We start from the raw sequence: 24,304 nt of genomic DNA on the forward strand, positions 1-24,304 counted from the left end.
GTGGCTGGCCCGTTTGTCTCCCCCACGGCCTTTTGGCACTTACTTAAGATTTCAGATTTCGTCACGGAGCACATCATGAAGCGACATTCCTTCCTGCTCGTTCTTTGCCTGGCCTGTTTTGCCGGGTGGGGCAGCGTTGCGGCGGCCCATGCGGGCACCGCGCTGCCGCCCGGCGTCAGTGCCGGCGCCAGTGTGGAAGGGATCAGCGAGTACCGCCTGGACAATGGCCTGCGGGTACTGTTGTATCCCGATGCCAGCACACCGACCATGCTGGTCAATGTCACCTACGCGGTGGGCGCAGCGCAGGAAAACTACGGCGAGAGCGGTATGGCCCACCTGCTGGAGCACCTGCTGTTCAAGGGCACGCCCTCGGTAAAGAACATCTCCGCAGAGTTCAAGAGGCGTGGCATCACCTATAACGGAACGACCTCGCATGACCGGACCAACTACTACGGCTGGTTCCCGGCCAATGAGCAGACGCTGGACTGGTTGCTGACCGTGGAGGCCGACCGCATGGTCAATGCCAACGTCGCCAAGCAGGACCTGGACAGCGAGATGACTGTGGTCCGCAACGAACTGGAGATCGGCGAGAACAAGCCTTCGCGCATCCTGTTGCAGCGGATGACCGCGCAGGCGTTTCTGTGGCATGCCTACGGCAAGAGCGTGATCGGCAATCGCGATGATGTGGAGAACGTGCCGATCGAACGGCTGCAGGCGTTCTATCGCACCTGGTACCAGCCGGACAACGCCACCGTAATCATTGCCGGGAGCTTCGATTTGGCGCGTGCGCTGGCCACCGTGAAGCGCACCTTCGGCGCGCTGCCGCGTCCGACGCGCAAGCTGCCGGGTAGATACACCCTGGAGCCAGCCCAGGACGGCGAGCGTGAGATCAACATTCGCCGCGTCGGCGAGTTGCACATGATCGCGTTGGGCTACCACGCTCCGGCCGCCGGGCATCCGGATGCTGCAGCGATGGAGGTGATGGACAGCATCATGGGAACCGTCCCGAGTGGGCGCCTGCACAAGGCGCTGGTCGTCACCCGCCTGGCGGCCAACATCGATGACGGGGTCGACAGTTTCCTCGAGCCGGGATTGGCCGGCTTCTACGCGACGCCGGTTGCAGGAAGCGATCCTGCACAGGTTGAGAAGATATTGTTGGAGCAGGTGGAAGGCCTGGCTGCCCATCCATTCACCGAAGAGGAAGTGACTTCGGCCAAGCAGCGCCTTGCCAACCTGCACGAGCGCGTGCGAAACGGAAGCGTCATCGGCATCGCCAACGGGCTGTCCGAGTCCATCGCCGCCGGCGACTGGCGGCTTGACTTCGTGCGGCGCGATGCGATCGGTCGGGTCACCGCCGAGGACGTGAACCGCGTCGCCAGAACCTACCTGGTCCGCGACAACCGCACGCTCGCCCGCTTCATTCCGACGGCCAAGCCGGGATTGGTGAAGATCTCGCCGGCACCGCCCATCGCCAGTCTCGTGGGCGGCTATACAGGCCTCCCGGCGGTTGCGACAGGCGAGGTATTCGACGGCACCCCTGAAAACATCCAGGCGCGCACCGAGACGCTGATCATCGGCAATGGCCTGAAAGTGGCGCTGCTGCCCAAACGGTCTCGCGGCGACCGGGTCGATGCGATCTTGACCTTTCATTTTGGCGACGAAGCCTCCCTCAGCGGGCGCGCCGACGCGGCCATGTTCGCAGGCAGACTGTTGATGCATGGAAGCAAGACGATGAGCCGCGAGCAGATCGCCAAACGTTTCGATGATCTGAAGGCGCGGGTCCAGATCGTGGGCACCTCGCAAATGACCTATGTCTCGGTGAAGAGCAGTCGTGAAAACTTGGTTCCCGCCCTGCGTGTGGTTGCCGATGTGCTGCGCAATCCCGTGTTTCCGGAGAGCGAGTTCGCACAGCTGCGCACTCAGTCCATCGCCGGCCTGGTAAGCAACAACAAGGAGCCTGGCTACATCGCTGACCATGCGATGCGTACGCACTTCGATCCCTACCCTGCGGGGCACCCGGAGGCAGTGCGCTCGCAGCAGCAGGAGTTGGCGGATATCAACGCGTTGACGCTGGAACAGGTGCGTGCTTTCCATCGCGACTTCTACGGCACCTCCGTCGGTGAGGTGGCGGTGGTGGGGAACTTCGATCCGGAGCAGATGAAGCAGGAGCTGCGTACGCTGTTCGCCGGCTGGTCGTCGCCCAAGCCTTTCGTGCAATCGAAGAAGCCGTATTTCCAGCCGTCCAGGGTCGTCCGCGAGCAGTTCGAGTCCCCCGACAAGGCCAACGCGGTCGTGGTGTCGCGCAGCAACTTCCCGATCCAGGTCGAGGACCCAGACCATGCGGCGCTGCTGGTGGCCGGTCGCATCTTTGGCGGTGGCGCCATGTCTTCCCGGCTGGGCGACCGGGTTCGCGGCAAGGAAGGACTCAGCTACTACGTCGGTGCCGGGGTGATCGTCGATCCGTTGGATGGCAACGGTACCTTCTACATGCAGGCCACGGCCGCGCCCGAGAACGCGGCCAAAGTGGAGAAATTGATGAGCGAGGAATTGCGCCGTTTCGTCAGCAAGGGCATTACCGAACAGGAACTGGTGGACGCCAAGTCGGCCCTGCTGGAGTCCTTCCGGGACGGCCGCTCCACCGACGGTGTGATCGCCTCCAATCTGCGCCAGAACCTGTATCTGGGCCGCACCATGCACTGGGATGCGGAGTTCGAGCGTCGAACCGCCAATCTGACGGTCGATCAAGTCAGTGCAGCGATCAAAAGACGCCTTAAACCCGAGCTCCTGAGCACGTTTGTAGCGGGTGATTTTGCCGGCTCTAAGCGACGGATAGTCACCTCTCCATGAGAATAGGCCCTCCCACTTGAAATAAGGTGCTAAGTGGCTAACGACTTCCCCCAATTTTGAGTAACGCCCCCAGTTTGGAGTCCAGTTCCCTGTCCGAGGAGATTGGACGTGAAGAAGCGTTTTTCCAAAGAACGGATCATGGGCGTCCTGCGTGAGGCCGAAGCCTGCGTGGCAATCAAAGACCTGTGCCTGCGTTATGGCTTGAGTGAGGCTCCGTACTATCTGTGGAGCAGCAAGTCCGGCGGGATGAGCGTGCCCGATGCCAAGCGGCTCAAGGAGCTTGAGTCCGAGAACGCGCGACTGAAGAAGTTGCTGGCCGAGTCCTGGACCAGCACGTGGCGGTCTAGGCGTGCCGAGTAGAACACCCGCACGACCGGCTTGAGCAGCAAGCCTGCATTCTGCTCGATCACCACGGCCAGCTTCTGCGATGCCAGCCGCACCAACGAGCCGACCGGGTAGATGCCCGGGCAGCGGACAAAGGCATTGAAGAGATGGGGTCGAAGTGGCCCTTCCACGAAGCCATCTGCTTGAGCGATTCGGCCGGATCCCAGCCACGCTTGTACGGGCGATCGGAGCTGATCGCGTCGTAGACGTCGTAGACGTCGCAGATGGCGCTCATCCGCGCCATCAGGGAGATCTCTTCCCCGGCAAGCCGATGCGGATAGCCGGTGCCGTCCATCTTCTCGTGGTGGTGCAGCGCGATCTCGAGCACCACGGCTCTCGACGCCGCCCTGGCCGAGCAGGCGATGGCCATCGAGCGGATGATGGCGCACGACCTCCATCTCCTGGTCGGTGAGCCGGCCAGGTTTGTTGAGGATCTCCAGCGGCGTCGAGACCTTGCCCATGTCGTGCAGCAGTCCTCCCATCGCGGCGTTCAGCACCTTCGGATCGGACAGGCCGAGCTGGTGCGCGAGCAGGCTCATCAGGGCCGCGACGGCCATCGAGTGCAGGTAGGTGTAGTCGTCGGCGGTCTTGAGTCTGGCCAGGCTGATCAGTGCCCGCGGGTTGCGCAGCACCGAGTCATTGATGGCTTTCACCAGCGGCATCGCGGTTGTTGGATCGACCGTGCGGCCCAGCCGCACTTCCTGGAACATCGCCTCGACCGTGTCGCGACCCTGTTCCAGGATCTGCTTTGCGCGCGTCATTTCCGCGGTCAGGCTGACGGTCTGTGCGGCCTCGTCCGCCTCTTGCGGGCCAAGGCGTGCGGGGTCCGCTGTGGGCACCTCGTCCACCGGCGCAGCATCGGCGACATCCAGGCCGCGGCAGGTGTCGATCACCAGCTGGGTCACGCGGCTGGCCCGGACGCGTTCGACCTCCGACGCCTCGGCCAGGAACGCGCTGCGCCAAAAGGGATGCTCCACCCAGGAGCCGCAGAACTGCTGGACGTACATGCCGGGACGAAGTTGCTCAGCCCTGATCGTTTTCAACATGCGGGTGCATTTCCTGAACGGGTGCAGGGGCTGCTTGCGCAGATGCCAAAGGGTGCTATCGGCCGCGCGCGCGATTGTTTGACGGTCAGGGCATTCAGATTGGCCAACGGTCAGCTTGAGCGCGCATGCATTGGGCGAACGCCGGGCTGGGCCGGGGGAGTTCCCGGCCCCATGCTGCCGGCCAGGCATGGTGAGATGATGAACAGGGCCGCCGGTCTTGCCGCCCGCAACGCCTCGCCCAGTTTTCAGTCCAGGTCAGGCATGTCCGGCCGCAGGACCGTCAGGCCTGGACTGGTCTCGGTGCCGGCGAAGACCTGTGCATAGCGCAAGGTGGCGTTGGCATGTTCACGCATCAGCGCCTCGGCGCGCGCCGACTGGCCCGAGCGCATGGCATCGACGATGGTGTGGTGCTGCATGTGCGAAAAGTGGAAGCGGGCGTACTCGGCGGGCAGATTGTTGCTGTCGAAGGCCAGCGCGCTGACCGAGGCAAAGGGCAGGTGGTCGTTGCGGGCGATGGCCGCGGCAATGGCGGCGTTGTCGCTGGCCTGCAGGATCGCCCGATGGAAGCGCATGTTGAGCGCGTGGTAGACCTGCATGTCATCGACCACGATATGGCCTTTGGCGAACAGTGCATCGCCCTGGGCCAGGCAGTCCTGCAGCGTCTCCAGGATCTGCTCGGACAGGCCTTGCTCGGTGGCTTGGCGCGCGGCCAGGCCCTCCAGCACCCCGCGCACCTCCACCGAGTTGGCCAGACCGGCCTGGCTGACCGCCGGCACCATGTAGCCGCGCGCCCCGCAACGGACCAGCAGGCCTTCCTGCTCCAGCACGCGGAAAGCCAGCCGCACCGGGGTGCGCGAGACGCCCAGGTCCTGTGCGGTCTGGATCTCGGCCAGGCGCTGGCCGACCGGCAGGGTGCCGGCGGCAATCATGCTGCGCAGGGAAATCAGCACCCGTTGGCCGGGCTTGATGGGGGGCATAGGCGATGCGTGGCGTCAGGTGTGGAACCACATGATAGCCCGCAGCGGAAAATTGAATAGTGGATCCATTAAATGAAAAAAACGATGAATTATTTCTAATGCAAAGACCAATTGGATCCAATAAGATGGGCTGGCCCGCCAATCCGCCAGCCGAGAACACATCATGTTTCCCAAGAACACCTGGTATGTCGCCTGCATGCCCGAAGAGCTTGCAACCGGCCCCTTGGGCCGCCGCATCTGCGGTGAGGCCATCGTCTTTTATCGTGATGCCAGCGGCACCGTGCAGGCGGTGGAGGACTTCTGCCCACACCGCGGCGCGCCGCTGTCGCTGGGCTTCGTGCACGATGGCCAGCTGGTCTGTGGCTATCACGGCTTGGTTATGGGCGCCGACGGCAAGCCGGCGGCGATGCCCGGCCAGCGCGTGCAGGGCTTTCCCTGCAACAAGGCCTATCCGGTGATCGAGCGCTACGGCTTTGTGTGGTTGTGGCCGGGCGATCCGGCCCAGGCCGATCCGGCCGCGCTGCATCACCTGGCCTGGGCCGAAAGCCCGGATTGGGCCTACGGCGGCGGCATGTACCACATCCAGTGCGACTACCGGCTGATGATCGACAACCTGATGGACCTTACCCACGAGACCTACGTCCACGCCAGCAGCATCGGCCAGAAGGAAATCGACGAAGCCCCGGTGCGCACCCGCATGGAAGGCGAACAGGTGGTCACCAGCCGCTTCATGGACAACATCATGGCCCCGCCGTTCTGGCGCGCAGCGCTGCGGGGCAATGGCCTGGCCGACGATGTACCGGTGGACCGCTGGCAGATCTGCCGCTTCAGCCCGCCCAGCCATGTCTTGATCGAAGTGGGCGTGGCCCATGCCGGCCACGGCGGCTATGAGGCGGCGCCCGAGCACAAGGCCAGCAGCATAGTGGTGGACTTCATCACGCCCGAGACCGAAACCTCGCACTGGTACTTCTGGGGCATGGCGCGCAACTTCCGCCCGGACGATGCCGAGCTGACCGCTTCCATCCGCCAGGGCCAGGGCAAGATCTTCGCCGAAGACATGGAGATGCTCGAACGCCAGCAGCGCAACCTGCTGGAGCACCCGCAGCGCGATCTGCTCAAGCTCAACATCGATGCCGGTGGCGTGCAGTCGCGGCGGATCATCGAACGCCTGCTGGCCAGCGAAGGCCAGGCCGCGGCCGGAGCTGGCGCATGATCCAGGTGCGGGTGCACGCGCTCAGCGATGAGTGTGCCCAGATCCGCAGCCTGGAACTGCGCAGCGTCGATGGCGCGCCGTTGCCCGCCTTCAGCGCCGGCGCACACGTGGACGTGCAGTTGCCCGGTGGCTTGATCCGCCAGTATTCGCTGTGCAACGCGCCGCATGAAAACCATCGCTATGTGATCGGCGTGCTGCATGCGCCGGACTCGCGCGGCGGCTCACGCGCGGTGCACGCCTTGCAGGCCGGCGACATGCTGGAGATCAGCGCACCGCGCAATTTGTTCGCCCTGCATCCGCAGCCGGTGCACAGCCTGCTGCTGGCTGGCGGGATCGGCATCACCCCGTTGCTGGCGATGGCCGAGCACCTGGCCGCGCAGGGTGCGCCCTTCGCCCTGCATTACGCGGCGCGCTCGGCCGCCCACGCCGGCTTTTTGCAGCGGCTGGCGCAGGCGCCTTGGGCCGCGCAGGTGCACTTGCACTTCGATGACGGCCCCGCGCAGCAGCGCCTGGACATGCCGGCGCTGTTGGCCGCCGCGCCGGCCGATAGCCACCTGTACGTCTGCGGCCCGGCCGGCTTCATGGCCCATGTGCTTGAGGCCGGTGCCAATGCCGGATGGGAGCAGGCGCGCCTGCACCGCGAATACTTCGGCGCGGCGCCTGCCCAGGCCCAGGCGCTGGCCGTGACCAGCTTCGAGGTCCAGATCGCCAGCAGCGGACAGGTGTTCACCATTCCCGCCGAGCAAAGCATCGCCCAGGTGCTCGACCAGGCGGGCGTGTTCGTGCCGGTGTCCTGCGAGCAGGGCATCTGCGGCACCTGCCTGACGCCGGTGCTGGAGGGCGTGCCTGAGCATCGCGACCAGTTCCTCAGCTTCGAAGAACACGCTCGCAACGACCAGATGACCGTGTGCTGCTCGCGGGCGCGCAGCGCGCGCCTGGTGCTGGACCTGTAAGGCATCGACCCTGGCCGTGCACGCTGCCAGGGTTCGGTAGGCGCTAAGACCCAGCCGTTGCCAGATCCAGATGCCTGCTAAGGAAGGCTGCGACCTGCTCCATCGCTGTCTGCGTTGCCGGTAGCACCCCGGCCATTTCGATGAAGCCATGGACCATGCCCGGGTACTCGATGTACTCCACGGGCACGCCGGCCGTAAAGAGCGCGTCCCGGTACAGTCGGCCATCATCCAGGACGACATCGCACTCCGCAGTGATGATTAGGGCTGGTGGCAGTCCGCGCAGGTCAGGCGCAAGCCGTGGCGACACGCGCGGATCACGGGTGTCGAAACCACCGGAAAGGAACGGGGTGACCATGGCCCGCATCGCTTCCAGAGTCAGCGGCGGCACCGCGCCGTTCTTGCGCCGCGAGTCGAACGCATCCCCTGCGGGGCTCAGGTCGGTGGCCGGGTAGATCAGCACCTGTGCGCGCAGTGTCACCTCGCTGCCACGCAATTGCTGGCAGACCACTGCCGCTAGGCTGCCGCCGGCACTGTCGCCGGCAACGGCTAGCCGGCTGGCATCAAGCTCCAAGGCCGTGGCCTGCGCCGCGACCCAGCGCGCCGCGGCCACCACGTCGTCAGGTCCCGCTGGTGCCGGGTGCTCGGGGGCGAGTCGATAGTCCACCGCGACCACCGCGCACCCGGCGGTGTTGACCAGCCGTCGGCAGACCTTGTCGTGGCTGTCCAGGTCGCCTAGCGACCAGCCGCCGCCATGCAGGTAGATCGTGGTGGGAAATGGCGCGATGCCAGTCTTGGGCAGATAGAGCCGCAATGGAATCGGGCCGCCTGGGCCGGTGGCCTGCAAGTCCAGTGTTTGTCCAACCGGGATGGGCTCACCGCCCAGGAGCGCGCCCACCTGTAGGTAGGCCATGCGCATTTCGGTGATCGGCAATGACTCCAGCGCCGGTGCTCCGGTGCCCGCCATGCGGGCTAGCACCGCCAGGACGTCCGGGGCCAATCGGGTTGGGTCGAAGGGATCTGCTTGCATGGAAATCTCCAAAATTTGCGGAGCGCAGAATCGCGCGCCGGTCAATCGATGAGCATCAGTGCATCCAGCGCCACCACGCCATGTCCTCGCCGATACAGCACCACCGGGTTAAGGTCGATTTCGCGGATCCGGGGCGTGCCGCGCAGCAGGGCTCCCAGGCGCACCACCAGGGTAGCCAAGGCGGTCACGTCCAACGCAGGGGACCCCCGGTAGCCGTGCAAGAGCGGGGCGGCCTTGAGCTGGTCCAGCTCAGCCATCACTGCCTCCACCGACAGGTCAGGCGGCAGCAGGCGCACGTCGTGCAGGACCTCGGCGGTGACCCCGCCAAAGCCGACCAGGATCACCGGTCCCCACTGGGGATCATTGCGAGCGCCGACGATCATCTCCATGCCGCGCTCACCCATGGCCTCCACCAGCACCCCCTCGATCGGGACCTGCGCGGCGTGCTCGGCCAGATTTGCCCGCAGTCGCTGCCAACCCTGGGCCAGGGCGTCGGCGCCATCAAGCCCGAGCACCACGCCGCCGACATCGCTCTTGTGGCTCAGCTGCTCCGATTGGACTTTCAACGCGACCGGACCGCCCAGCCGCGCTGCCGCGGCCTGTGCTTGCTCCAGCGTGGTGACCAGCTCGCCGCGTGCGAAGGCGACGCCCGCCGGGCCCAGCAGTTGCTTGGCCCGGTATTCGGGGATCACGCCTGCGCCTGATGGCAAGGCCAGGGGCGTCAGCGAGGGCTCGGCCTGAGCGTGCGCGGCCTGGCGTGCAACAAGGGCCGTCAACCGGGTGAGCGCGCGCAGCGCGCGTTCGGTGGTGGGGAAATAGGGAATTCCCAGCGCCCGCAGTTGGACCAGGTACTCGCTCGGGAGCACCGCGCCTTCGTCCAGGCCCGCACAGATCACCGGCTTGTCCGGGCGCAGCTCGCGCGCAGCGCGCAGCACCGGTGGCAGCTTGATCGCGCAGGTGACCGGGTCCGTCTGGATGAGCCCCACTACGATCGAACCGAAGCGCGTGTCCTGTAACAGTGCCGCCAGGGTGCGGGTGTACAGATCTGGATCGACCAAGCCCTGGGCAGTCAGATCCAGGGGATTGCTGACGGGCACGAAAGGCGGCAATGCAGCACGCAGCGCTGGGGAATCGGTGTCGTCCACCGCTGGCAAGCTCAGCCCCAGGTCCTCGGCAAGGTCCAGGCACAGCGCCTTGAACGCACCGGATTCGCCGACGATGGCCGTGCCCAGTGCCGGCAGGGTCGGACACCGCAACGCGATTTCAGAAATGTCGCCCAGTTCTTCCAGGGTTTCGGCTATGACCACGCCCGCGTGCTCGACCAGGGTGCGCATGACCGCGTAATCACCGGCCATCGCGCCGGTGTGGGTCGCTGCCGCGGCGCGTGCCGCGCCACTTTTGCCCGGATGCAGCAGGACCATGCGCTTGCCCAGACTGCGGGCGCGCCGGGCCAGAGCCAACATGCGCTGTGGCTGGCGGAACTGCTCGGCAATCATCGTGATCACCTGAGTGCCAGGGTCATCGAGTAGGAACTCGGCGTAGTCCTCCAGGTGGCTGGCGGCTTCGTTGCCGGTGGAGACCGCATAGGATAGCGGCAGGCTGCGGCTTGCCAGGGTGGTGTTCAGCACGGCCATCATCGCCCCGCTCTGGGAGAGGATGCCGATGGCCGCCCCTTCACGTGCAGCACTGGCCTGCTCGGGCGCGATGTCCACTTCGATAAAGGTCAGCGGGATGCGCTGCCGGTAGTTGATGCTGCCCAGGCAGTTGGGCCCCTCCACCAGCATGCCGGCCTGTGCGGCAATCTCCGCGATCTCACGCTGCTGGGCCAGCCCGGCCTCCCCGGCCTCTGCAAAGCCGGCGGAGAAGATCACCGCGGCGCCCACCCGGCGCTCGGCCAGGGCCCGGACCGCCTCCAGCACCGCCGGTTGCGGGATGGCCAGCACCGCCACGTCCACACCCTCGGGCAGGGCCTGGATGGAGTGCAGGCAGGCCCGCTTGCCAATCCGGTCGCGCTTGGGGTTGATCAGATGGATGTCGCCGGCATAGTCATTGCGCTCCAGGTTGGCCAGCACCGAGGCGCCTAGGGAGCCCGGTGTCGGCGAAGCCCCGACGATGGCGATCGAACGCGGCATCAGCAGCCGCTGTACCGCGTGGTGGCGCACGCCCAAGGGCGTCGGCCGGGTCGTACTCATGTCCATCGCTTCCTCCAGGTCGGCGTTTCAGACGCGCTGCTTGGACAAGTCGTAAGCGCCCAGCCCAGGCTTGTAACTCTTCTCGTCCAGGAACTGCTTGAGTCCTTCCTTGCGGCCGTCGTCGTAGCTGTTGGCCGCTTCCTGTGCGCGGACCAGATAGTCCTCGGCATTTTCGTAGGTCATTTCACGCACCCGCCGCACTGCATCCTTGGTGGCTTTCAACGCCACCGGGTTCTTCTTGCGCAAAGCCTGTGCCACGGCCGTCACGCGCGCATGCAGGGCGTCACCAGGCAGCGCCTCGTTGACCAGGCCCCAGTCGGCGGCCACGCGACCATCGATCGGCTCGCCCAGCATGGCGTGGTACATCGCGCGGCGGAAGGAGAGCAACTCGGCCGCCACCTTGGAGGCGCCGCCGCCGGGCAGGATGCCCCAGTTGATTTCCGACAGGCCGAACTTGGCGTCTTCGGCGGCAAAGGCCAGGTCACAGGCAAAGAGCGGGCCGTAACCACCGCCAAAGCACCAGCCGTTGACCATGGCGATGGTCGGCTTTTGGTACCAGCGCAGGCGCCGCCACCAACCGTAACTCTCGTGCTGGGCCTTGCGCGTGCCCTTGAGGCCGTCGGCCTCGGTGTCGCGGAAATATTCCTGCAGGTCCATGCCGGCAGTCCAGGCGCTACCCTCGCCGGTCAGCACCAGCACGCTGACGCGCGGGTCGAATTCAAGTTCATCCAGCACCTGGAGCATGCGCCGGTTCAAAGCCGGGCTCATTGCGTTGCGCTTCTGTGGGCGGTTGAATTTCACCCAGGCCACGCCGTCTTCGACGGAATAGGCGACGGTGTCGTGTTCGCTTTCGTTGCTCATAATGATGTCTCGATCTTCTTAGGGGGAGGAGATGTTGCGCTGTCCTGTCCCGGCCGATGGCCACACGGCCGGCAGGCCAGGCGAAAGTCAAGCCCGAGGCTTCAGTAGGGGTACTGCGGCACTGCGTCCCTGATCGTGACCCACTGCCAGTGGGTGTATTGCTCCCAGTCGGCTGGACCGCCGACGCTGGTGCCATTGCCAGACGCGCCGGTGCCGCCAAAGGGATTGACCACTTCATCGGCCACGGTCTGGTCGTTGATGTGCAGCAAGCCGGTGTGCAGGCGCTCGCCAATGGCCATGGCGCGGCCCACAGAGGCCGAGATCACGCCGGCCGCAAGCCCGTACTCGGAGTGGTTGGCCAGCTCGACGGCCTGGTCGTCGTTGTCGAAGCTGACGATGTTGGCCACCGGGCCAAACACTTCCTCGTCGAATGCGCGCATGCCGGGTTGGACGTTGGACAACACCGTGGCCGCATAGAACAGACCCTCATGTGTGCCGCCGGCTTCGACCACCGCACCGGCAGCAACCGAGGCATCGACGATGTCCTTGATGTGCTGCAGTTGGCGCTTGTCGATGATCGGGCCAAGTGCGACCTGGCTGGTGGCCGGATCGCCGGCAGGCAGGTGATGTGCCTTCTCGGCCAGGCGCTTGGTCAGTTCGGCCGCGATACTGTGTTGGACCAGCACCAGACCGGTGGCCATGCAGATCTGGCCCTGGTGGAAATACGCACCAAAGGCGATGGCTGAGACCGCCAGGTCCAGGTCGGCATCTTCCAGCACGATCAGCGAGTTCTTGCCGCCCAGCTCCAGCGAGACCTTCTTCAGGTGCTTGCCGGCCAGCTCGCCAATCTTGCGCCCGGCCCCTGTGGAGCCAGTAAAGGCGATCATCGGCACGCCTGGCGCCTCGACCAGTGCCTGTCCGGCTTCGGCGCCGCCGGGCAGCACCTGCAGCACGCCCTTGGGCAGGCCAGCAGCTGCCAGCACCTCGGCGATGACAAAGCCACCGGCATACGGGGTGCGCGGATCGGGTTTGAGCACCACCGCATTGCCCACCGCCAGCGCCGGGGCCACCGAGCGCAGCGACAGCACCACCGGGAAGTTGAACGGGGAGATCACCCCGACCACGCCCAGCGGCAGTTGCCGGGCGATGCTCAGCCGGCCCGGCACGCTGGGCAGGACCTGCCCGCAGGCCTGCAGCGGCATGGCCGCCGCACGCTGCAGCAACACGATGGCTTCGCGTACTTCATGCTCGCCCTTGGCCAGGGTGCCGCCGGTCTCGCGCGCAACCAGCGACCCGGCCGCCGCTGCATGCTGTTCCAGGATCGCAGCTGCGCGGTGGAAGACCGCCGCACGCTCGCGCGGGTGGGTCGCCGCCCACGCGCGCTGGGCCACGCGTGCTTGCGCGACGGCATTGGCCACGTCCTGGGCATTGGCCTGGCCGACCGTGTAAAGCGGCAGGCCATTGCCCGGTTCGATGACCTCCACGGTGCCGCCCAGGGCATCGATCCAGTCACCGTTGAAGAGCTTGCCGCGCCAGGTGTCGACGTGGGCCAGGGAAGCAGTGGTGATGTTCATTGATGTTCTCTGAAAGATCGGGAAAAGAGTGGTCTAAATTGCGGCGGCGGCCAGGCCGCCGTCCACCGGCAGGTTGGCGCCGTTGATCCAACGCGCCGAGTCAGAAGCCAGGAACACGATGGCCTCGGCCACCTCGTCGGCGTAGGCCGGGCGCTTCATCTTGGCGCCGTCGGCGGCGACCCGCTCCGGCCCCAGCATGGCCACGAAGTCGCCCAGGATCGGAGTAAATACCGGGCCAGGCGCGACGCTGTTGACCCGCACGCCGTGCTGCGCAAACCAGTCTTGCGAGCGCAGCGCGCTCCACACGATCAGGGCCTCCTTGAAGTACTGGTAGCAGGTGGCCTGCGCGACCGGATGCTGGGCCAACCACTGCGCGCCTGCGGCATAGTCGGCGGTCTGCGCCAGCTCGCGGTGCAGCTCTCGGCGCTGCGGCCACTGCGCGCCCAGAATCGAGGCGACGTTAACCACGCTGCCGCCAGGCACGATGCGGGGCAGCAACGTCTGGCTCAGGTGGCGCAGGCCTAGGTAGTTCACTTTAGCCACCAGCTCCACCGGCGCGGTGCCGGGCACGCCGGCGATATTTGCCAGCGCGTCGATGCGCTCGGGCAGCTGTGCAACCAGCGTGTCGATCGCGGTCGGATCACCCAGGTCAGCTTGGTAGAAGCCGTCCAGGGTCATGCTGACTGGATTGCGATCCACGCCGATCACGTGCGCGCCATGGAAACGCGCCAGCCTCGCGACTTCGCCGCCGATGCCCGAAGACACGCCGGTGACGATGATGGTTTTGCGATGAAGGCTCATGAGCGTGATTCCGTTTTTAGAACACGTGGGTAAATTGGAAGTTGAGGTTGTTGCCGGCGGCTGCGTTCTCCACCTCGACCGGCATGTAGAAATTGACGAACAGGATGTTGTTCTGATCGATCTGCCAAGACCCGCCCGGCCCCAAGTAGAACTGGCGCTGCTTGCTGTCGGCTACGCGGATGCCGTTGGTCCGGTTGTCGCGGAACTGCTGTAAGTAGTAACCGTTGATCCCCAAGCGCACGGTGGGTGCGACCGAATAGGAGGTTGCGAAATTGATCCAGCCCGCATCGCCGGCCTTGCCGTTGCGAAACACAAATCCGGGGATGGGCGGCGGATTGGCGGCCTTGTCGGCGCGGAAGTTATAGATGTAATTCAGTCGCGCGCTGATCTCCCAGTTGGGCGTGGGCAGCACGGTAAATGCCCAATTGGGCGTCACCGACCAGTAGCCCGAGCCCTGGTTGAGATCGAGGTTGCGGTCGAACTTTCCGACCGGCGCGATCAAATCCAGCTCGAAGCGCTGTACGAACACCGGACGTCCTTGGCGCATCACCGGCAACATCTGCAGGTAAGGGCCAAAGGTGACATCGCCCACGCCGAAGCCGTTGTCGCGCAGCCGTACCGGGCTGTTGGCGGCAAACGATGCGTCAAGGTTCACCAGCGGCACCAGGGCGTTAAAGCCCAGCACGCCACCGAAGGGGTGGTAGTCGGTGGCATAGGCTATCTGGGTCAGCAGCAGGGTCGAATTGATGCGCGGGCGGTTGAAGGCCGGCGAGTCGTCACCGTTGGCGTCCTTCATCGCATCCAGTCGGCTGAAACGCAGGTAAGGGATGACCGCCCAGCCTGGGGTGGTGCGAGAGAAGCCGTCGAGGTAACTGGTGCCGCCAGTGTTCAAGCCACTGGGCAGCTGGGCGGTCTGGGGCACCTGCTGTGCAGCCGCCGGCAACGCGAACGGGCAGGCGAGCACGGCCAGTAAGAGGGGCCGCACAGAGGTGGGTGCGCAAACGTGATTCACGGTGAGATCTCCTGAGCAACAGGGAAGGACCGGGCGCGGGGAGCAATGGACGCGCGCACGCCGAAGGCCGCCAAGGAGGCGTCAGGTGGCGTGACAGCGTGAGGCCGGGCCGCCATGGCATCGCCATGGGGCAGCGGCAGGGAGGTTAGTTCAGTTCGACCTCGACGCGCGCCAGCAGATCCAAGGCGCGCAGCAACAACCCGGACTGGGTCTTGCCCAGTGCGTTGGCCAAGGCCGCTTCCATCTGCTGGATCCGGCCTTCTGCCTGTTCCAACAGTGCCTTGCCGGCAGCGGTCAAATGCAGGTGCTGCATGCGACGATCCTGACGCCCGCGCACCTGGCGCAGCAGCCGGCGCTTGACCAGCCGTGCGATCACGATGGCCAGGTTGGGCGGTGAGACGTCCAGCGCTTCGCACAGCAGTCGCTGGTTGGTGCCAGGATTGGCATCGACCAGCACCAGCAGCGAGAAATCCACTGGCTTGAGGTCGAACGACTGCACGCACTCGACGAAGATCCGCCGAATACGCAACTCCGCCCTGGTCAGCCTGAAGCCGAGCAGTTGGGTCAGCCTGGTCAGGTCGAGTGGATCGAGGGACTCGCTGGTATCGACGGGGGACGGACTGCTCAAGTGCGCGGGGCCAAGCATGGGAAGGGACTGATGGCACAGCATAACCGTTTCGCCCGGAGCCCGTGCGCAGTGAGTTGGATGATGCCTGCAGGCAACCGCTGATGATTTCATGCATTGGATCACTCCGCTTGCGCATCGTGGCGTAGGGGTCTTGGCCGGGGTGTCGGACTAGGTGCCGCAACGGTCAGCCCGTCTGCGTCAATCCACCTAGCTAGGACAATTGAGTCAGTGCGATAAAAGTTATGGGGAATAACTATTATGGTCAAGCTGCACTGCAGCATCCCGAGCTGCGCGTAAGCTCGGCTGCTCCGGCTGTGGAGGAGCCGTATGCAAGCACCAGGTGGGAGGGCTGTGATGGATCGCCCGTGATCGCTGGCGGTCTTGCGATGGGGGCTTGGACTTCGCGGCATGGGCCGGGTCGGGGCCAGAGCGTTGGCTGACGAGGGCCGCTTGAACACCTGCGTCCTGCCATCCAGGTTGGCGGCCTTGCGCGCAAGGATCACTAGGCAAGGTGTCTGGTGCGCTGCATTGATCTTGCGGTGCCTGGAGCCTGGTGTTGGAGGCCAGGATCAGTGGCTTCTCAGTGCGGTTGGGGGCGACGCGTTGGTTCTAGTGGTGGTTGATCGGACGGGCTGGTGGCACTGGGGCGACTTTGAGCGTGCTTCAGCGTCTTTGCGGGCCAGTCATGCCCCTCTGGAGTCGGGATGTCGCTTGCCCGTGGCTGCTGGCAACGGTGTTCAGGCGTGCGCTTCAGATCGCTCCTCTTTCTGATGCCTCATCGTTGCGGCAGTCTTTAGGTCAGGCCAATGTGATCGTTGGTACTACGTCGGCCTGTAGCTGATGCTGGAAGGTAGCTAGGTGTATATGGTCGTTTGCTACGCGTGTGAGACTGAGGCGACCAGCGCGGAACATGTTCCGCCAAAATGTATTTTTCCTGAGCTCAAGGATTTTCCCCGCAAGGATGTTAGGAAAAATCTCATCACTGTCCCGTCTTGTGACAAGCATAATTCTGCCAAGGGCAAGGATGACGGGTCGATCGAGTCCTCCGGAGAACCTCATCCAAGTTTCTCGAGAGCGTATTCGTTGCAAATAGAAGAGGGTTTGGCGACGATGCGAAAACTACGGGCCAGCAACGTCGGCGCCCTTGGAGAGTCTCATGTCTGTAGGCATGGGCATGACGAAATCGCCCCAGGCCTGCATCATCGACCGGCGGTGCTCCAGCAGGTCCGTGCGGTGATAAGCGGCTTCAACTTGGTTCCTAACTGTGTGGGCCAGGGCTCGCTCAGCAAGATCCCTGGCGTACCCATGTTCGCTGCACCAATCCCGGAAGCTCGATCTGAACCCATGAGCTGTAGCTACTCGGCCATCCGCATCGCTCGGAGCGTCCAGTCGGCGAAGAAGAGACGTTAGCGCCATATCTGACAGGACGGTCCTTGCTCGAATAGACGGGAAGACGAGTTGATCGTGCTCCCCGCGTTGACTGGCGAGGATCAATAGTGCTTGGTCGGAAAGAGGTACACGATGAGCCACCTGGGCCTTCATTCGCGAAGGGGGTATTGTCCAGACTCTCGAATCCAGATCGACTTCTTCCCATGTCATGGCTCGCACTTCTCCCGAACGAGCCGCGGTCAAGATGAGAAGCAGCAGAACGCGCCTGGAGACGTCATCGGGGCTCGGCCAGCGGAGCTCTTCGCGGATGAAGTCCGGCGCTACCTGCCAAGGCATCGCTGGTTGATGCTCCTGGCGAATAGTTTTACTGGGTTGTCCCGGAAGTAGGTGGGTGACCACATCGACAGGGTTAGCCTGATTGAAACCATGCGCCCAGCCCCAAGCCATTACGGCATGAAGGCGCTGCTTCAGCCTCGAGGCAGTCTCTGCCTTCTCGAGCCAAATTGGGCGTAATACTTCGGCAATGTGGCGCGGGCTGATCTGATCCAGAGGGGTAGAGCCGATCCTTGGGAAGACATACTGCTCTAGTGTGTTGATCCACTGTTGGGCGTGCTTGGCGTTCCTCCATCCGGGCTTGAGCTCCGCATGCACCTGGCTAGCTGCTTCCTTGAACGTCGGAGTTTTCTGCTTCGCTTCTTCTGTAGCCTTCAAGTCAAGCGGATCCAATCCTCCTGCGATCTGCTCGCGCATCTCTCTCGCAATCTTTCCGGCGGATGCTATCCCAACTTCGGGATAGCCCCCAAGCCCGGCGTTGCGACGCTTGCCGCTAACGGGGCTCACATAGCGAAGTACCCATTTCCCATGGCCCTTCTGGCTCGATGAGGGCAGTAGCGTCAAGCCAGTAACGCCGCCGTGAGCCACTGCGGGACCGCCCGGAGATATCTTTCGGGCTTTGAGGTCTGTAAGGAGAGACATGCCGTTGCACTGGTTTCCGGTATGCCATCCAGTATGCCATTTGACCCGAGGTTACGGTGGTCGCGGATGGACTCTTCTGGACTGAACCTTATGCAAGATGCTGAAATCAAATGATATAAAATTCATCTTTGGACTGTTCTGAACGGTGGATTGGCGGGCACTCTCTCCGCCAGTCTTTGCAAAAAGCTCCTAGAAATAGGGGCTTTTTCTTTGCCTCAGCTATTGCTACCCGCCCGCTTACCCATCCACCTGCGAAGGCCGATTCAGCGCTATCTGCTGCCGAACCCAACCCTGCACCTCGGATTGCATCCACAGTGCCCGCCGCCCGATGCGAATTGATCGCGGGAATCGGCCGGCCTTGATCTCGCCGTAAATGAAGGTAGTGCCCATGCCGGTCATCAGCCGCACGCGGTCCAATGACAGCAGCTCTTCCAACTTTTCAGCCGCGCCCATGGTTGCCTCCTGCCGCGCGCTGCGGCTTTGGTAGCTGCTCGGCCAGACCCAGCTTGAACTGCACGATGTTGCCGGGAGCGGTCGGCACGGCGCGCGGGCTCCGCGCTGGTCGGTTGATCCGCCGCCACTCGGCCAGCGCTGCATCGGCGTCCGCGTTCTTGCTGGTCGACCTGCAGCAGCATTCGACCAGGTGGCCACCACCGGCGCTCGCGCGCCGCTCGTCGTGAATGTGGCGCGCGCGATGCCCAGCGGCGCAGTTGGGCAGGCCTTCGGGATGGCTGATCTGCTTCTGTGTCATGGCTTTTCGCACTCCTCGATGTAGGCATTCAGTTGGTCACGGAGGAACGCCGCTTCCTTGGCCCTGGAACGCCTGTCAAAACTGTTGATGGGGATAGGTCCGGCGTCGATCAGCCACTGCAGCGGCTGCAGCAGCCAGCGCGGATCGAACGGAAGGCGGCTGCGCGGATCGACCGGCAGCGCCGGCGGCATGCAGTCAGGGCCGGCCCAGTCTTCGGAGTCGCCACACCTGGTGCATGTGCGGTTCTTGAACGCGTGTTCCCTTTCCGGCTGCGGCACGCGCGGTTTGTCGAACAGGGCGCGGATGACCAGCCCACGCGTATTCGCGTAGCAGACATGCGCGGCATCGGCTTGCATCCAGCAGGCGGGGCCGACGTCGTCCTGGTGGCGGTATTCCCAGCGAGCCACATGGGACGAGTAGAGTTCGTCTTTCAGCGCATGTCCAAGTGCGTGGGCGCGGTCGGCGGGCATCGGTGGGCCGGCCGGATCGACATGGCAAAGCTCGGAGACAATGGCTGCGGTCCGCGACGATGCCTTGGTGGCGTCGACCACTGCGGCCGGGCTGCCGGGGAACGATGTAGCTGTCATACGAGCAGGTCCAATTGAGCAGGCAGAGGCCGCAGTGCCGGTGGCAGTTGCTGGGGTGTAGCACGTTGGCGCGCGAGCTGTGCAGCGTTGAAGGCGAACCAGAAGCGGTGGCCGTGTCGGTCTGCGCGGCATTCCCAGAGGAATATGCGCGCGGTGTGATTCGCTTGGGTCATCTGATCAGGCACCGACCAGCGCTCCGTGCGCAGCGGAGCCATGGCAGAATGCCTGCCATTCCACAGGGAGGTGTGTTGATGGGATCTATCTCGCAGTGCTTCGTGCTAGATGTTGATTGGTCGGCCTGGTCGGCAATTGCGACGTTTATCGCGGCTGGAGTGGCGTTGTATGTCGGTGTACTTCCGATGTTGAATGCACGGAAGGCGCATAGACTTCGCGCGCAGGCAATGGCGGAAGTACTCTTGACGTCGCTGAGCATCCAAGGCCTGCATGTGGCCGCGACTTTGAATGTCATGCGTGGTGTGTTGACACCGCAGCTCTACAATGTCGCAGTCGAAAATGTGAAAGTTGTCGACATTGAGCTCTGCAGGTCCTTCATCCCTTACCTCGATGCCTTCCCCGTTTCCACTGCTAAGGCTATCGGCAGTTGTCTGGCTCAGATGGATGTAGTTCTGCGATCGCAAAAGCGCCTGCTGGTTGCGCAAGAAGGGGAGGATGTTGTGGGGGATGGTTTCTCTCCTTTGTACGTAAGCTTTCTGCAAGTGATTGATCACACAAGGAGAGAACTTGCCGAACAGTTGGGGCTGCTTCCTCTTCCGGAGTACGAGCCAGCTGCCAGTGCGCTTGTGACCCAGATGCAAGACATGGCCGCAGGCCGAAGTCCCGTTGTTGAGTCCCCAAGACCTGAAGGTAGATAGCCTCCGAGCGAAGACATTGCTCAATTTTTTGCCGGTGGAAGTAGTGGGCAACGGTGACACTTTGAATGCCTCCAGCTTGAGTTAATTCATACGACACTGGGAGATTGCTGGTGTACGGAAATCCGGCCGGGCGGTTGCTCAGTGAGTGTCGTCTGCAGGCATCGTCGCGCGCTGCCGCTCTGCGCCGCGCTACCGCATTTGCTCGCGAAATGCGGGCCAGCTCTGTACTAGGTCGCCCACGCCGCACCAGGTGAAGTAGGCGATAACTCCACCGACGGGCAGGAGGATCGACGCGGCGTCGATGTAGATGGCGCGCACGAGCAGCGCCAGCAGCAGGCCGACGATGATGGTGCAGTAGAAGGGCAGGGCCAGGTGGCGCATCAGCGAATGCCCTCCGCGTCGCGCCGCGGCATCGAAGCTGAGTGATTCAGCGACCACGTCCCTTCAAAACTGTGACGTTGATCCGCCCTCCATTTTTGACGGTAGGATCGCTGTTCGCTGATCCACAGGGGAGGAAGGATGTACGTTGAGGTGTACTGTCGTTCTGGTGTGTGGGCTCGACTGACAGGAACTGATGGGTGGCGGTGGCGCCTAAGGACGATGGATGGTGTGACCTTGGTCGACGCGCGCGAGACGTTTGTTGATCGACGTTCTTGCTTGGCGCTCGTATGGCTGCTGATTGCAGGCGTGAACGCTCGTGTAGTGGATTCGCAAGCGAACCGCGTTCTCCGTCGAATCGGTGACAACTGGGCTGAGGGCGAAGAGTTCAAACCTCTCGCTCGCTGATCGACTCGGCCGCACTGATGACGATCGCATTTCATGCGGCACCGCCTTGGTCGCGGGCTGCGCGACGAACGGCAGCGACGGCGCCTGCGGCGCTCTGGCCGTGTCGCAGGACGGCATTGGCGGCGATGCTGGCAGCGACGACGACCTGATAGGGAAGAAGGCCCCATCGGCGCCCGGCGCGGGCGACGATGCCTGCGGCGGCAGCGGCGCGCTGTGCCTGGGAGTGGCTGGCGATGACGGCGCTCATGCGGCGGCGTCCTGGCTTTCGCCGCGCAGCTGCTGGGCAGCGCGCTGCAGCTCGACGGCCAACTGATCGGCTTCTGCCGGATCAAGGTAGAGGGATGCGAAACCGAGCTTTGCAGCGGATCTTGCTCAGGTCGGGCATCGCGATGACGGTGGGCGCCACCTTGTTGGCGCCGAGGGACAGGCTGGCCATGTGTGATCTCCTGCGCCGCTTCCCCAGGGAATGGGGGAAGGATCCAAGCGCATGAGCGAGACTGCAGAATACTGTAGTTTCAAGTCAACAGAATTCTGTAATTTTCAGATGGCGAAGATCGACGGCGGACCGTCGATCTCGTTGCTACGCACTCGAAGCACAGGCGGCCGCGCGACTTCCTGTGCTTCGCTGTGGGGGTGTTACGAGGACATCGCTTCCTTCAGCAAGTCCCAGGCCTTCTTCAGCAAGTCCCACGCCTTGGCTCGATTGCTCCATAGCCACACTGCTGCCTTGAAGACAACAAAGCGCCAAGGGATCTTGTCCCATAGCGAACGCCACCATGTCTCAGAGGCAGCATTCTTCTTGGCCCTGGGCCTCTCGCTCGACCAACGTCGGCCTAGGAGTGACAGGGTGGAACGGCTGTTGCCTTTGCTCTTGCGCTTCTTCTTTGTACTGCGTTTCGTCATTTGGGTTCTCCTCTATTGACGGGACTTTCAGGTTTGGCCCATTCACTAGCGAGAACCCACAACGAGCATTCATCTTTAGATTTGCAATCCTTAAGAATTAGGCATACAGTTGCTTTACAAGATTGGTTCCAGCAACTCGCTCAGGCTGTCAACGAGTTGATTTAAGGTTAAAGATTGCCGTCTCTAACCTCTTCGCTAGACTAGAACGCTCAGACGACTCAAAGTTGTTTGGGCGTTTGGCGTTCAAGTTCAGATAGTTAACCATAGGCTGACCCCCTATGTCAAGCGACCTTGAAATGCAAGACTTATTTTAAAAAGATTTTTAGCTTTCGTTTAATTTCCATTCATAAAAAAAGCCCCTCTGTTAGGGGCTTTTTTTGTGCTCAGAATTTCCGCAGACCAGCATGAAGTAGGGCTTTCCCAAGAATCGAAACGTCGCCTGAGTCTGGTCTGAAGGCAGGAAAATCAGTGTTCACACTCACCACGTAAAGCCCATCACCGCGCTTCTGGAGCATCTTGATCTGCGTCTCGCCACCGATGTTGATCAGGTAGTAGTCGTCGCCATCGAAGTAGTCGCAGCTGGTGTCTATCCAGACGATGTCGCCGTCTTCCAGCTTGGGACGCATGGACGGACCGCGGCCGGTGATGATCTGGATCCGACCAGGCTGTGGCAGATAGCCGAGCTTGCGGCGGACCTCCCATTCGGCGACCTCTATGGTCTTTACGACTTCGGGGTAGTCCTGGTTGACCATCCCTGCGCCCATTCCCGCACCCCCTTCGAACAAGTCGAAGCGAACATAGCCGGGAGGCGTCTCAATCTCCGCGACGTATGAGACGGGAGGTTCTTGCACGCCACCGTGCATCGCCCCTTTGCCGGTCTCTAGCCACGCAAGGGATACGCCGAGGGCGTCGGCCAGAACCCGCAACTTGGTACTGGACTGCATGCCTCCCCGCTCCAGCTCGGAAATCGTGCTGTAGCCCACGCCCGAAGCCTGCGACAAGGCGGATCGGGAAGTGCCCTTCCGGGCGCGCGCTTCCTTTACTCGGTCACCAATCGTCTGCATCCCGGAATGCTCACAGAAATCTGTAACATAATGCTGTTGATGCAAATTACAGAATCCTGTAGTTTCGGCATCCATGGACTGGAAATCACATATCGAAGGGCTGTTGGGCGCCGGCGCCACCGTTGATCAGTTGGCCAGCGGGATGGGCGTCACGTCCAATGCGATCAGAGAAATCCGTGCTGGCCGAACCCGCTCGCCTCGAGCAGATGCCGCTTTCCGGCTGGCAGCTATGAAGACGGAGCAGTTCAGCCACAGTCCCGGCAACGCAGTGGTCGCATCTACTCTAACCAAGCACGCGCTGCTCGATTGCTTGGCCATGAGCAGCCCGGCCCACCTGGCGAAGGTGCTGGACCTGCCAGTGAGGCAGGTCGCCGGTTGGGCGGATGACGCGCTAGTCCCGGCCTTGCCGCAAGTTCTTCGGCTGATCGGTGTTGCTGACCAGGCGCCGCCGGCGCCCGTCAACGACGATCCCGATTTTGATCGCATCGGCCCAATTGAGGTGGCCTGAAATGCGCGTGTCCGACAAGTGGAACCCGCGGCTGTGGCTGAGGGCTTGGCTCTTGGCTCCGTCAAAGACTGAGGCCGCGCAGGCAGCGCGGATTCGTGCCGGAGTTGAGGCTGCCTGCGCGGCGTGGGAATCAAGGCGCGCCGCTATCAGTTCACGGGCGCGTCTGACTGACGAAAGTTCGCGATGAACTCTTCGATCTCCCCGAGCTCCTCCAGTGCGATTTCCAGGCTTGCCTTGAATTTCAAGCGCGTCGGGTCCTGTGCACTCACATCGTCTGGCGTGCGCGCATTCCCTACCACCGTCATCAAATCCCGTGCGCGATTTGCGACCAGCGCTGCGTGGATCCCTCGAACGTACTTCTCCATATCGCCCTCCTTGCGGGCTGTGTTGTTGACACATCCAGCGTAGCGCAAGGAGGGCGACGCCCGTCGACCGTGAGTTGTTGATCTCCATGGCGCCCATCCTGCGCCGCTTGGGCACAGCCCGAAACCTTGAAAAACCGTCCCTCCCAAGGTGACCCATGACCTGCCGCACATCCGCTCTCAACTGGCTCGACGTTCTCTACAACTCCGTGCGCAAGACGCCTGGCGGTGTAGTGGACGCGGCCGTCTTCCTTGCCGACCGTCGCGGAAAGTCGATGCACCCCGAGACCCTACGCGCGAAATTGCGCGGGCTTGAGGGGGAATCGGTGACGATGGAAATCGCCGAACTGCTGACTGAGTGGATGCAGGAGAAGGCAGGCGGCAGCGATTACGCGCTGGACTGGATGCAGGCGCTGAGATGGGAGCTCTCCATGCCGATGCGTTGAGGGAGGAGGCAGGGCGCACCAGAGCCCAGGCAATCCAACTCCAGCCGCAGGAACGTATCAATGAGCTGGAGATTCGCGCGCTGTTCGGTGAGCCGTTGTCCGCCCTTGAAAGCAGCGAGGCTCAAACTGGCATTGAGCGGGTAGGT

Annotated in this window: 24 protein-coding genes and 2 pseudogenes; 8 read left to right on the forward strand and 18 right to left on the reverse strand. The window is 63.3% G+C overall.

The genetic code is table 11. From position 1 onward, the window contains the following. Nucleotides 1-75 precede the first annotated feature (75 nt). Nucleotides 76-2,847 (forward strand): pitrilysin family protein, encoded by a 2,772-nt coding sequence (locus HFK18_RS13410; RefSeq protein ID WP_180166620.1) that lies wholly within the window; start codon nucleotides 76-78, stop codon nucleotides 2,845-2,847. Nucleotides 2,848-2,985: 138 nt separating this feature from the next. Then, nucleotides 2,986-3,168 (forward strand): annotated as a pseudogene (locus HFK18_RS21895) (transposase); the annotation flags it as partial. Between the two features lie 85 nt (nucleotides 3,169-3,253). Here the strand turns inward: HFK18_RS21895 and HFK18_RS22070 are convergent. The 3 genes and pseudogenes from HFK18_RS22070 to HFK18_RS13425 form a co-directional block, all read right to left on the reverse strand. After that, nucleotides 3,254-3,601, reverse strand: coding sequence for an HD domain-containing phosphohydrolase (locus HFK18_RS22070; RefSeq protein ID WP_343202962.1), 348 nt, complete (start codon nucleotides 3,599-3,601; stop codon nucleotides 3,254-3,256). Beyond that, a pseudogene (locus HFK18_RS22075) lies at nucleotides 3,594-4,466 on the reverse strand (DUF3391 domain-containing protein); the annotation flags it as partial. The gene HFK18_RS22070 and the pseudogene HFK18_RS22075, both read right to left, overlap by 8 nt. A 56-nt stretch (nucleotides 4,467-4,522) precedes the next feature. Continuing rightward, nucleotides 4,523-5,254, reverse strand: coding sequence for a GntR family transcriptional regulator (locus HFK18_RS13425; protein ID WP_180166621.1), 732 nt, complete (start codon nucleotides 5,252-5,254; stop codon nucleotides 4,523-4,525). Nucleotides 5,255-5,417: 163 nt separating this feature from the next. Between HFK18_RS13425 and HFK18_RS13430 the strand changes: the two genes are divergently transcribed. Then, a complete protein-coding gene (locus HFK18_RS13430) occupies nucleotides 5,418-6,467 on the forward strand; it encodes an aromatic ring-hydroxylating dioxygenase subunit alpha (RefSeq protein WP_180166622.1) in 1,050 nt (349 codons plus the stop codon). Beyond that, complete coding sequence (locus HFK18_RS13435; protein WP_180166623.1) at nucleotides 6,464-7,420, forward strand: PDR/VanB family oxidoreductase; 957 nt, start codon at nucleotides 6,464-6,466, stop codon at nucleotides 7,418-7,420. Before HFK18_RS13430 ends, HFK18_RS13435 begins: the two co-directional genes overlap by 4 nt. 43 nt (nucleotides 7,421-7,463) lie before the next feature. On the opposite strand, the gene HFK18_RS13440 is transcribed toward HFK18_RS13435, so the two are convergent. The 11 genes from HFK18_RS13440 to HFK18_RS13490 form a co-directional block, all read right to left on the reverse strand. Further along, complete coding sequence (locus HFK18_RS13440; RefSeq protein WP_180166624.1) at nucleotides 7,464-8,447, reverse strand: alpha/beta hydrolase; 984 nt, start codon at nucleotides 8,445-8,447, stop codon at nucleotides 7,464-7,466. 41 nt (nucleotides 8,448-8,488) lie between these two features. Further along, nucleotides 8,489-10,579 (reverse strand): acetate--CoA ligase family protein, encoded by a 2,091-nt coding sequence (locus HFK18_RS13445; RefSeq protein ID WP_218946706.1) that lies wholly within the window; start codon nucleotides 10,577-10,579, stop codon nucleotides 8,489-8,491. 87 nt (nucleotides 10,580-10,666) lie between these two features. Next, nucleotides 10,667-11,500: a p-hydroxycinnamoyl CoA hydratase/lyase gene (locus tag HFK18_RS13450; protein WP_180166626.1), complete on the reverse strand. Its 834-nt coding sequence runs from the start codon at nucleotides 11,498-11,500 to the stop codon at nucleotides 10,667-10,669. Nucleotides 11,501-11,601: 101 nt separating this feature from the next. Then, nucleotides 11,602-13,074, reverse strand: coding sequence for a benzaldehyde dehydrogenase (locus HFK18_RS13455; RefSeq protein WP_180166627.1), 1,473 nt, complete (start codon nucleotides 13,072-13,074; stop codon nucleotides 11,602-11,604). 33 nt (nucleotides 13,075-13,107) lie between these two features. Continuing rightward, complete coding sequence (locus HFK18_RS13460; RefSeq protein ID WP_180166628.1) at nucleotides 13,108-13,875, reverse strand: coniferyl-alcohol dehydrogenase; 768 nt, start codon at nucleotides 13,873-13,875, stop codon at nucleotides 13,108-13,110. Between the two features lie 16 nt (nucleotides 13,876-13,891). Continuing rightward, nucleotides 13,892-14,860 (reverse strand): transporter, encoded by a 969-nt coding sequence (locus HFK18_RS13465; RefSeq protein WP_343202963.1) that lies wholly within the window; start codon nucleotides 14,858-14,860, stop codon nucleotides 13,892-13,894. Nucleotides 14,861-15,032: 172 nt separating this feature from the next. Next, complete coding sequence (locus HFK18_RS13470) at nucleotides 15,033-15,515, reverse strand: MarR family transcriptional regulator (protein ID WP_257216216.1); 483 nt, start codon at nucleotides 15,513-15,515, stop codon at nucleotides 15,033-15,035. A gap of 1,119 nt (nucleotides 15,516-16,634) precedes the next feature. Further along, complete coding sequence (locus HFK18_RS13475; protein ID WP_180166629.1) at nucleotides 16,635-17,879, reverse strand: tyrosine-type recombinase/integrase; 1,245 nt, start codon at nucleotides 17,877-17,879, stop codon at nucleotides 16,635-16,637. A 237-nt stretch (nucleotides 17,880-18,116) separates the two neighbouring features. Further along, nucleotides 18,117-18,332: an AlpA family phage regulatory protein gene (locus HFK18_RS13480; RefSeq protein ID WP_180166630.1), complete on the reverse strand. Its 216-nt coding sequence runs from the start codon at nucleotides 18,330-18,332 to the stop codon at nucleotides 18,117-18,119. Continuing rightward, complete coding sequence (locus HFK18_RS13485; protein WP_180166631.1) at nucleotides 18,319-18,630, reverse strand: hypothetical protein; 312 nt, start codon at nucleotides 18,628-18,630, stop codon at nucleotides 18,319-18,321. Before HFK18_RS13485 ends, HFK18_RS13480 begins: the two co-directional genes overlap by 14 nt. Beyond that, complete coding sequence (locus HFK18_RS13490) at nucleotides 18,627-19,181, reverse strand: hypothetical protein (RefSeq protein ID WP_343202959.1); 555 nt, start codon at nucleotides 19,179-19,181, stop codon at nucleotides 18,627-18,629. The genes HFK18_RS13485 and HFK18_RS13490 overlap by 4 nt, the downstream gene beginning before the upstream one ends. Before the next feature lie 257 nt (nucleotides 19,182-19,438). Here HFK18_RS13490 and HFK18_RS13495 point away from each other — a divergent pair, with 257 nt between their 5' ends. Beyond that, nucleotides 19,439-20,089 carry a hypothetical protein gene (locus HFK18_RS13495; protein WP_180166633.1) on the forward strand — a complete coding sequence of 217 codons (651 nt, stop codon included), beginning with the start codon at nucleotides 19,439-19,441 and terminating at the stop codon, nucleotides 20,087-20,089. Nucleotides 20,090-20,278: 189 nt separating this feature from the next. On the opposite strand, the gene HFK18_RS13500 is transcribed toward HFK18_RS13495, so the two are convergent. Together HFK18_RS13500 and HFK18_RS13505 are read right to left on the reverse strand one after the other, a co-directional pair. Beyond that, a complete protein-coding gene (locus HFK18_RS13500; protein WP_180166634.1) occupies nucleotides 20,279-20,470 on the reverse strand; it encodes a hypothetical protein in 192 nt (63 codons plus the stop codon). Nucleotides 20,471-20,906: 436 nt separating this feature from the next. Continuing rightward, complete coding sequence (locus HFK18_RS13505) at nucleotides 20,907-21,122, reverse strand: hypothetical protein (RefSeq protein WP_180166635.1); 216 nt, start codon at nucleotides 21,120-21,122, stop codon at nucleotides 20,907-20,909. 240 nt (nucleotides 21,123-21,362) lie between these two features. Between HFK18_RS13505 and HFK18_RS13510 the strand changes: the two genes are divergently transcribed. Continuing rightward, a complete protein-coding gene (locus tag HFK18_RS13510) occupies nucleotides 21,363-21,797 on the forward strand; it encodes a hypothetical protein (RefSeq protein ID WP_180166636.1) in 435 nt (144 codons plus the stop codon). A gap of 364 nt (nucleotides 21,798-22,161) precedes the next feature. Here HFK18_RS13510 and HFK18_RS13515 read toward each other — a convergent pair whose 3' ends face one another. Next, the gene (locus HFK18_RS13515) at nucleotides 22,162-22,917 is read right to left on the reverse strand and encodes a S24 family peptidase (RefSeq protein WP_257216217.1); all 756 of its coding nucleotides are present in this window, start codon (nucleotides 22,915-22,917) and stop codon (nucleotides 22,162-22,164) included. Between HFK18_RS13515 and HFK18_RS13520 the strand changes: the two genes are divergently transcribed. After that, nucleotides 22,916-23,350 (forward strand): hypothetical protein, encoded by a 435-nt coding sequence (locus tag HFK18_RS13520; protein ID WP_180166637.1) that lies wholly within the window; start codon nucleotides 22,916-22,918, stop codon nucleotides 23,348-23,350. The two genes, HFK18_RS13515 and HFK18_RS13520, sit on opposite strands and share 2 nt — an antisense overlap. Before the next feature lie 146 nt (nucleotides 23,351-23,496). Here HFK18_RS13520 and HFK18_RS13525 read toward each other — a convergent pair whose 3' ends face one another. Continuing rightward, nucleotides 23,497-23,715 (reverse strand): hypothetical protein, encoded by a 219-nt coding sequence (locus HFK18_RS13525; protein ID WP_180166638.1) that lies wholly within the window; start codon nucleotides 23,713-23,715, stop codon nucleotides 23,497-23,499. A 155-nt stretch (nucleotides 23,716-23,870) separates the two neighbouring features. On the opposite strand from HFK18_RS13525, the gene HFK18_RS13530 reads away from it, so the two are divergent. Continuing rightward, nucleotides 23,871-24,158 carry a hypothetical protein gene (locus tag HFK18_RS13530; protein WP_180166639.1) on the forward strand — a complete coding sequence of 96 codons (288 nt, stop codon included), beginning with the start codon at nucleotides 23,871-23,873 and terminating at the stop codon, nucleotides 24,156-24,158. Nucleotides 24,159-24,304: the final 146 nt, after the last annotated feature.

It is taken from the genome of Stenotrophomonas sp. SbOxS2, from assembly GCF_013416715.1.
Classification (GTDB): domain Bacteria; phylum Pseudomonadota; class Gammaproteobacteria; order Xanthomonadales; family Xanthomonadaceae; genus Stenotrophomonas; species Stenotrophomonas lactitubi.

Excerpts from the sequence above, each read along its gene's own strand:
- HFK18_RS13410 (WP_180166620.1), top strand. The coding sequence starts at position 76 with ATGAAGCGACATTCCTTCCTGCTCGTTCTTTGCCTGGCCTGTTTTGCC.
- HFK18_RS22070 (WP_343202962.1), bottom strand. The coding sequence starts at position 3,601 with ATGGCCATCGCCTGCTCGGCCAGGGCGGCGTCGAGAGCCGTGGTGCTC.
- HFK18_RS13425 (WP_180166621.1), bottom strand. The coding sequence starts at position 5,254 with ATGCCCCCCATCAAGCCCGGCCAACGGGTGCTGATTTCCCTGCGCAGC.
- HFK18_RS13430 (WP_180166622.1), top strand. The coding sequence starts at position 5,418 with ATGTTTCCCAAGAACACCTGGTATGTCGCCTGCATGCCCGAAGAGCTT.
- HFK18_RS13435 (WP_180166623.1), top strand. The coding sequence starts at position 6,464 with ATGATCCAGGTGCGGGTGCACGCGCTCAGCGATGAGTGTGCCCAGATC.
- HFK18_RS13440 (WP_180166624.1), bottom strand. The coding sequence starts at position 8,447 with ATGCAAGCAGATCCCTTCGACCCAACCCGATTGGCCCCGGACGTCCTG.
- HFK18_RS13445 (WP_218946706.1), bottom strand. The coding sequence starts at position 10,579 with ATGCCGCGTTCGATCGCCATCGTCGGGGCTTCGCCGACACCGGGCTCC.
- HFK18_RS13450 (WP_180166626.1), bottom strand. The coding sequence starts at position 11,500 with ATGAGCAACGAAAGCGAACACGACACCGTCGCCTATTCCGTCGAAGAC.
- HFK18_RS13455 (WP_180166627.1), bottom strand. The coding sequence starts at position 13,074 with ATGAACATCACCACTGCTTCCCTGGCCCACGTCGACACCTGGCGCGGC.
- HFK18_RS13460 (WP_180166628.1), bottom strand. The coding sequence starts at position 13,875 with ATGAGCCTTCATCGCAAAACCATCATCGTCACCGGCGTGTCTTCGGGC.
- HFK18_RS13475 (WP_180166629.1), bottom strand. The coding sequence starts at position 17,879 with ATGTCTCTCCTTACAGACCTCAAAGCCCGAAAGATATCTCCGGGCGGT.
- HFK18_RS13480 (WP_180166630.1), bottom strand. The coding sequence starts at position 18,332 with ATGGGCGCGGCTGAAAAGTTGGAAGAGCTGCTGTCATTGGACCGCGTG.
- HFK18_RS13485 (WP_180166631.1), bottom strand. The coding sequence starts at position 18,630 with ATGACACAGAAGCAGATCAGCCATCCCGAAGGCCTGCCCAACTGCGCC.
- HFK18_RS13495 (WP_180166633.1), top strand. The coding sequence starts at position 19,439 with ATGCCTGCCATTCCACAGGGAGGTGTGTTGATGGGATCTATCTCGCAG.
- HFK18_RS13500 (WP_180166634.1), bottom strand. The coding sequence starts at position 20,470 with ATGCGCCACCTGGCCCTGCCCTTCTACTGCACCATCATCGTCGGCCTG.
- HFK18_RS13505 (WP_180166635.1), bottom strand. The coding sequence starts at position 21,122 with ATGAGCGCCGTCATCGCCAGCCACTCCCAGGCACAGCGCGCCGCTGCC.
- HFK18_RS13510 (WP_180166636.1), top strand. The coding sequence starts at position 21,363 with ATGAGCGAGACTGCAGAATACTGTAGTTTCAAGTCAACAGAATTCTGT.
- HFK18_RS13520 (WP_180166637.1), top strand. The coding sequence starts at position 22,916 with ATGGACTGGAAATCACATATCGAAGGGCTGTTGGGCGCCGGCGCCACC.
- HFK18_RS13515 (WP_257216217.1), bottom strand. The coding sequence starts at position 22,917 with ATGGATGCCGAAACTACAGGATTCTGTAATTTGCATCAACAGCATTAT.
- HFK18_RS13525 (WP_180166638.1), bottom strand. The coding sequence starts at position 23,715 with ATGGAGAAGTACGTTCGAGGGATCCACGCAGCGCTGGTCGCAAATCGC.
- HFK18_RS13530 (WP_180166639.1), top strand. The coding sequence starts at position 23,871 with ATGACCTGCCGCACATCCGCTCTCAACTGGCTCGACGTTCTCTACAAC.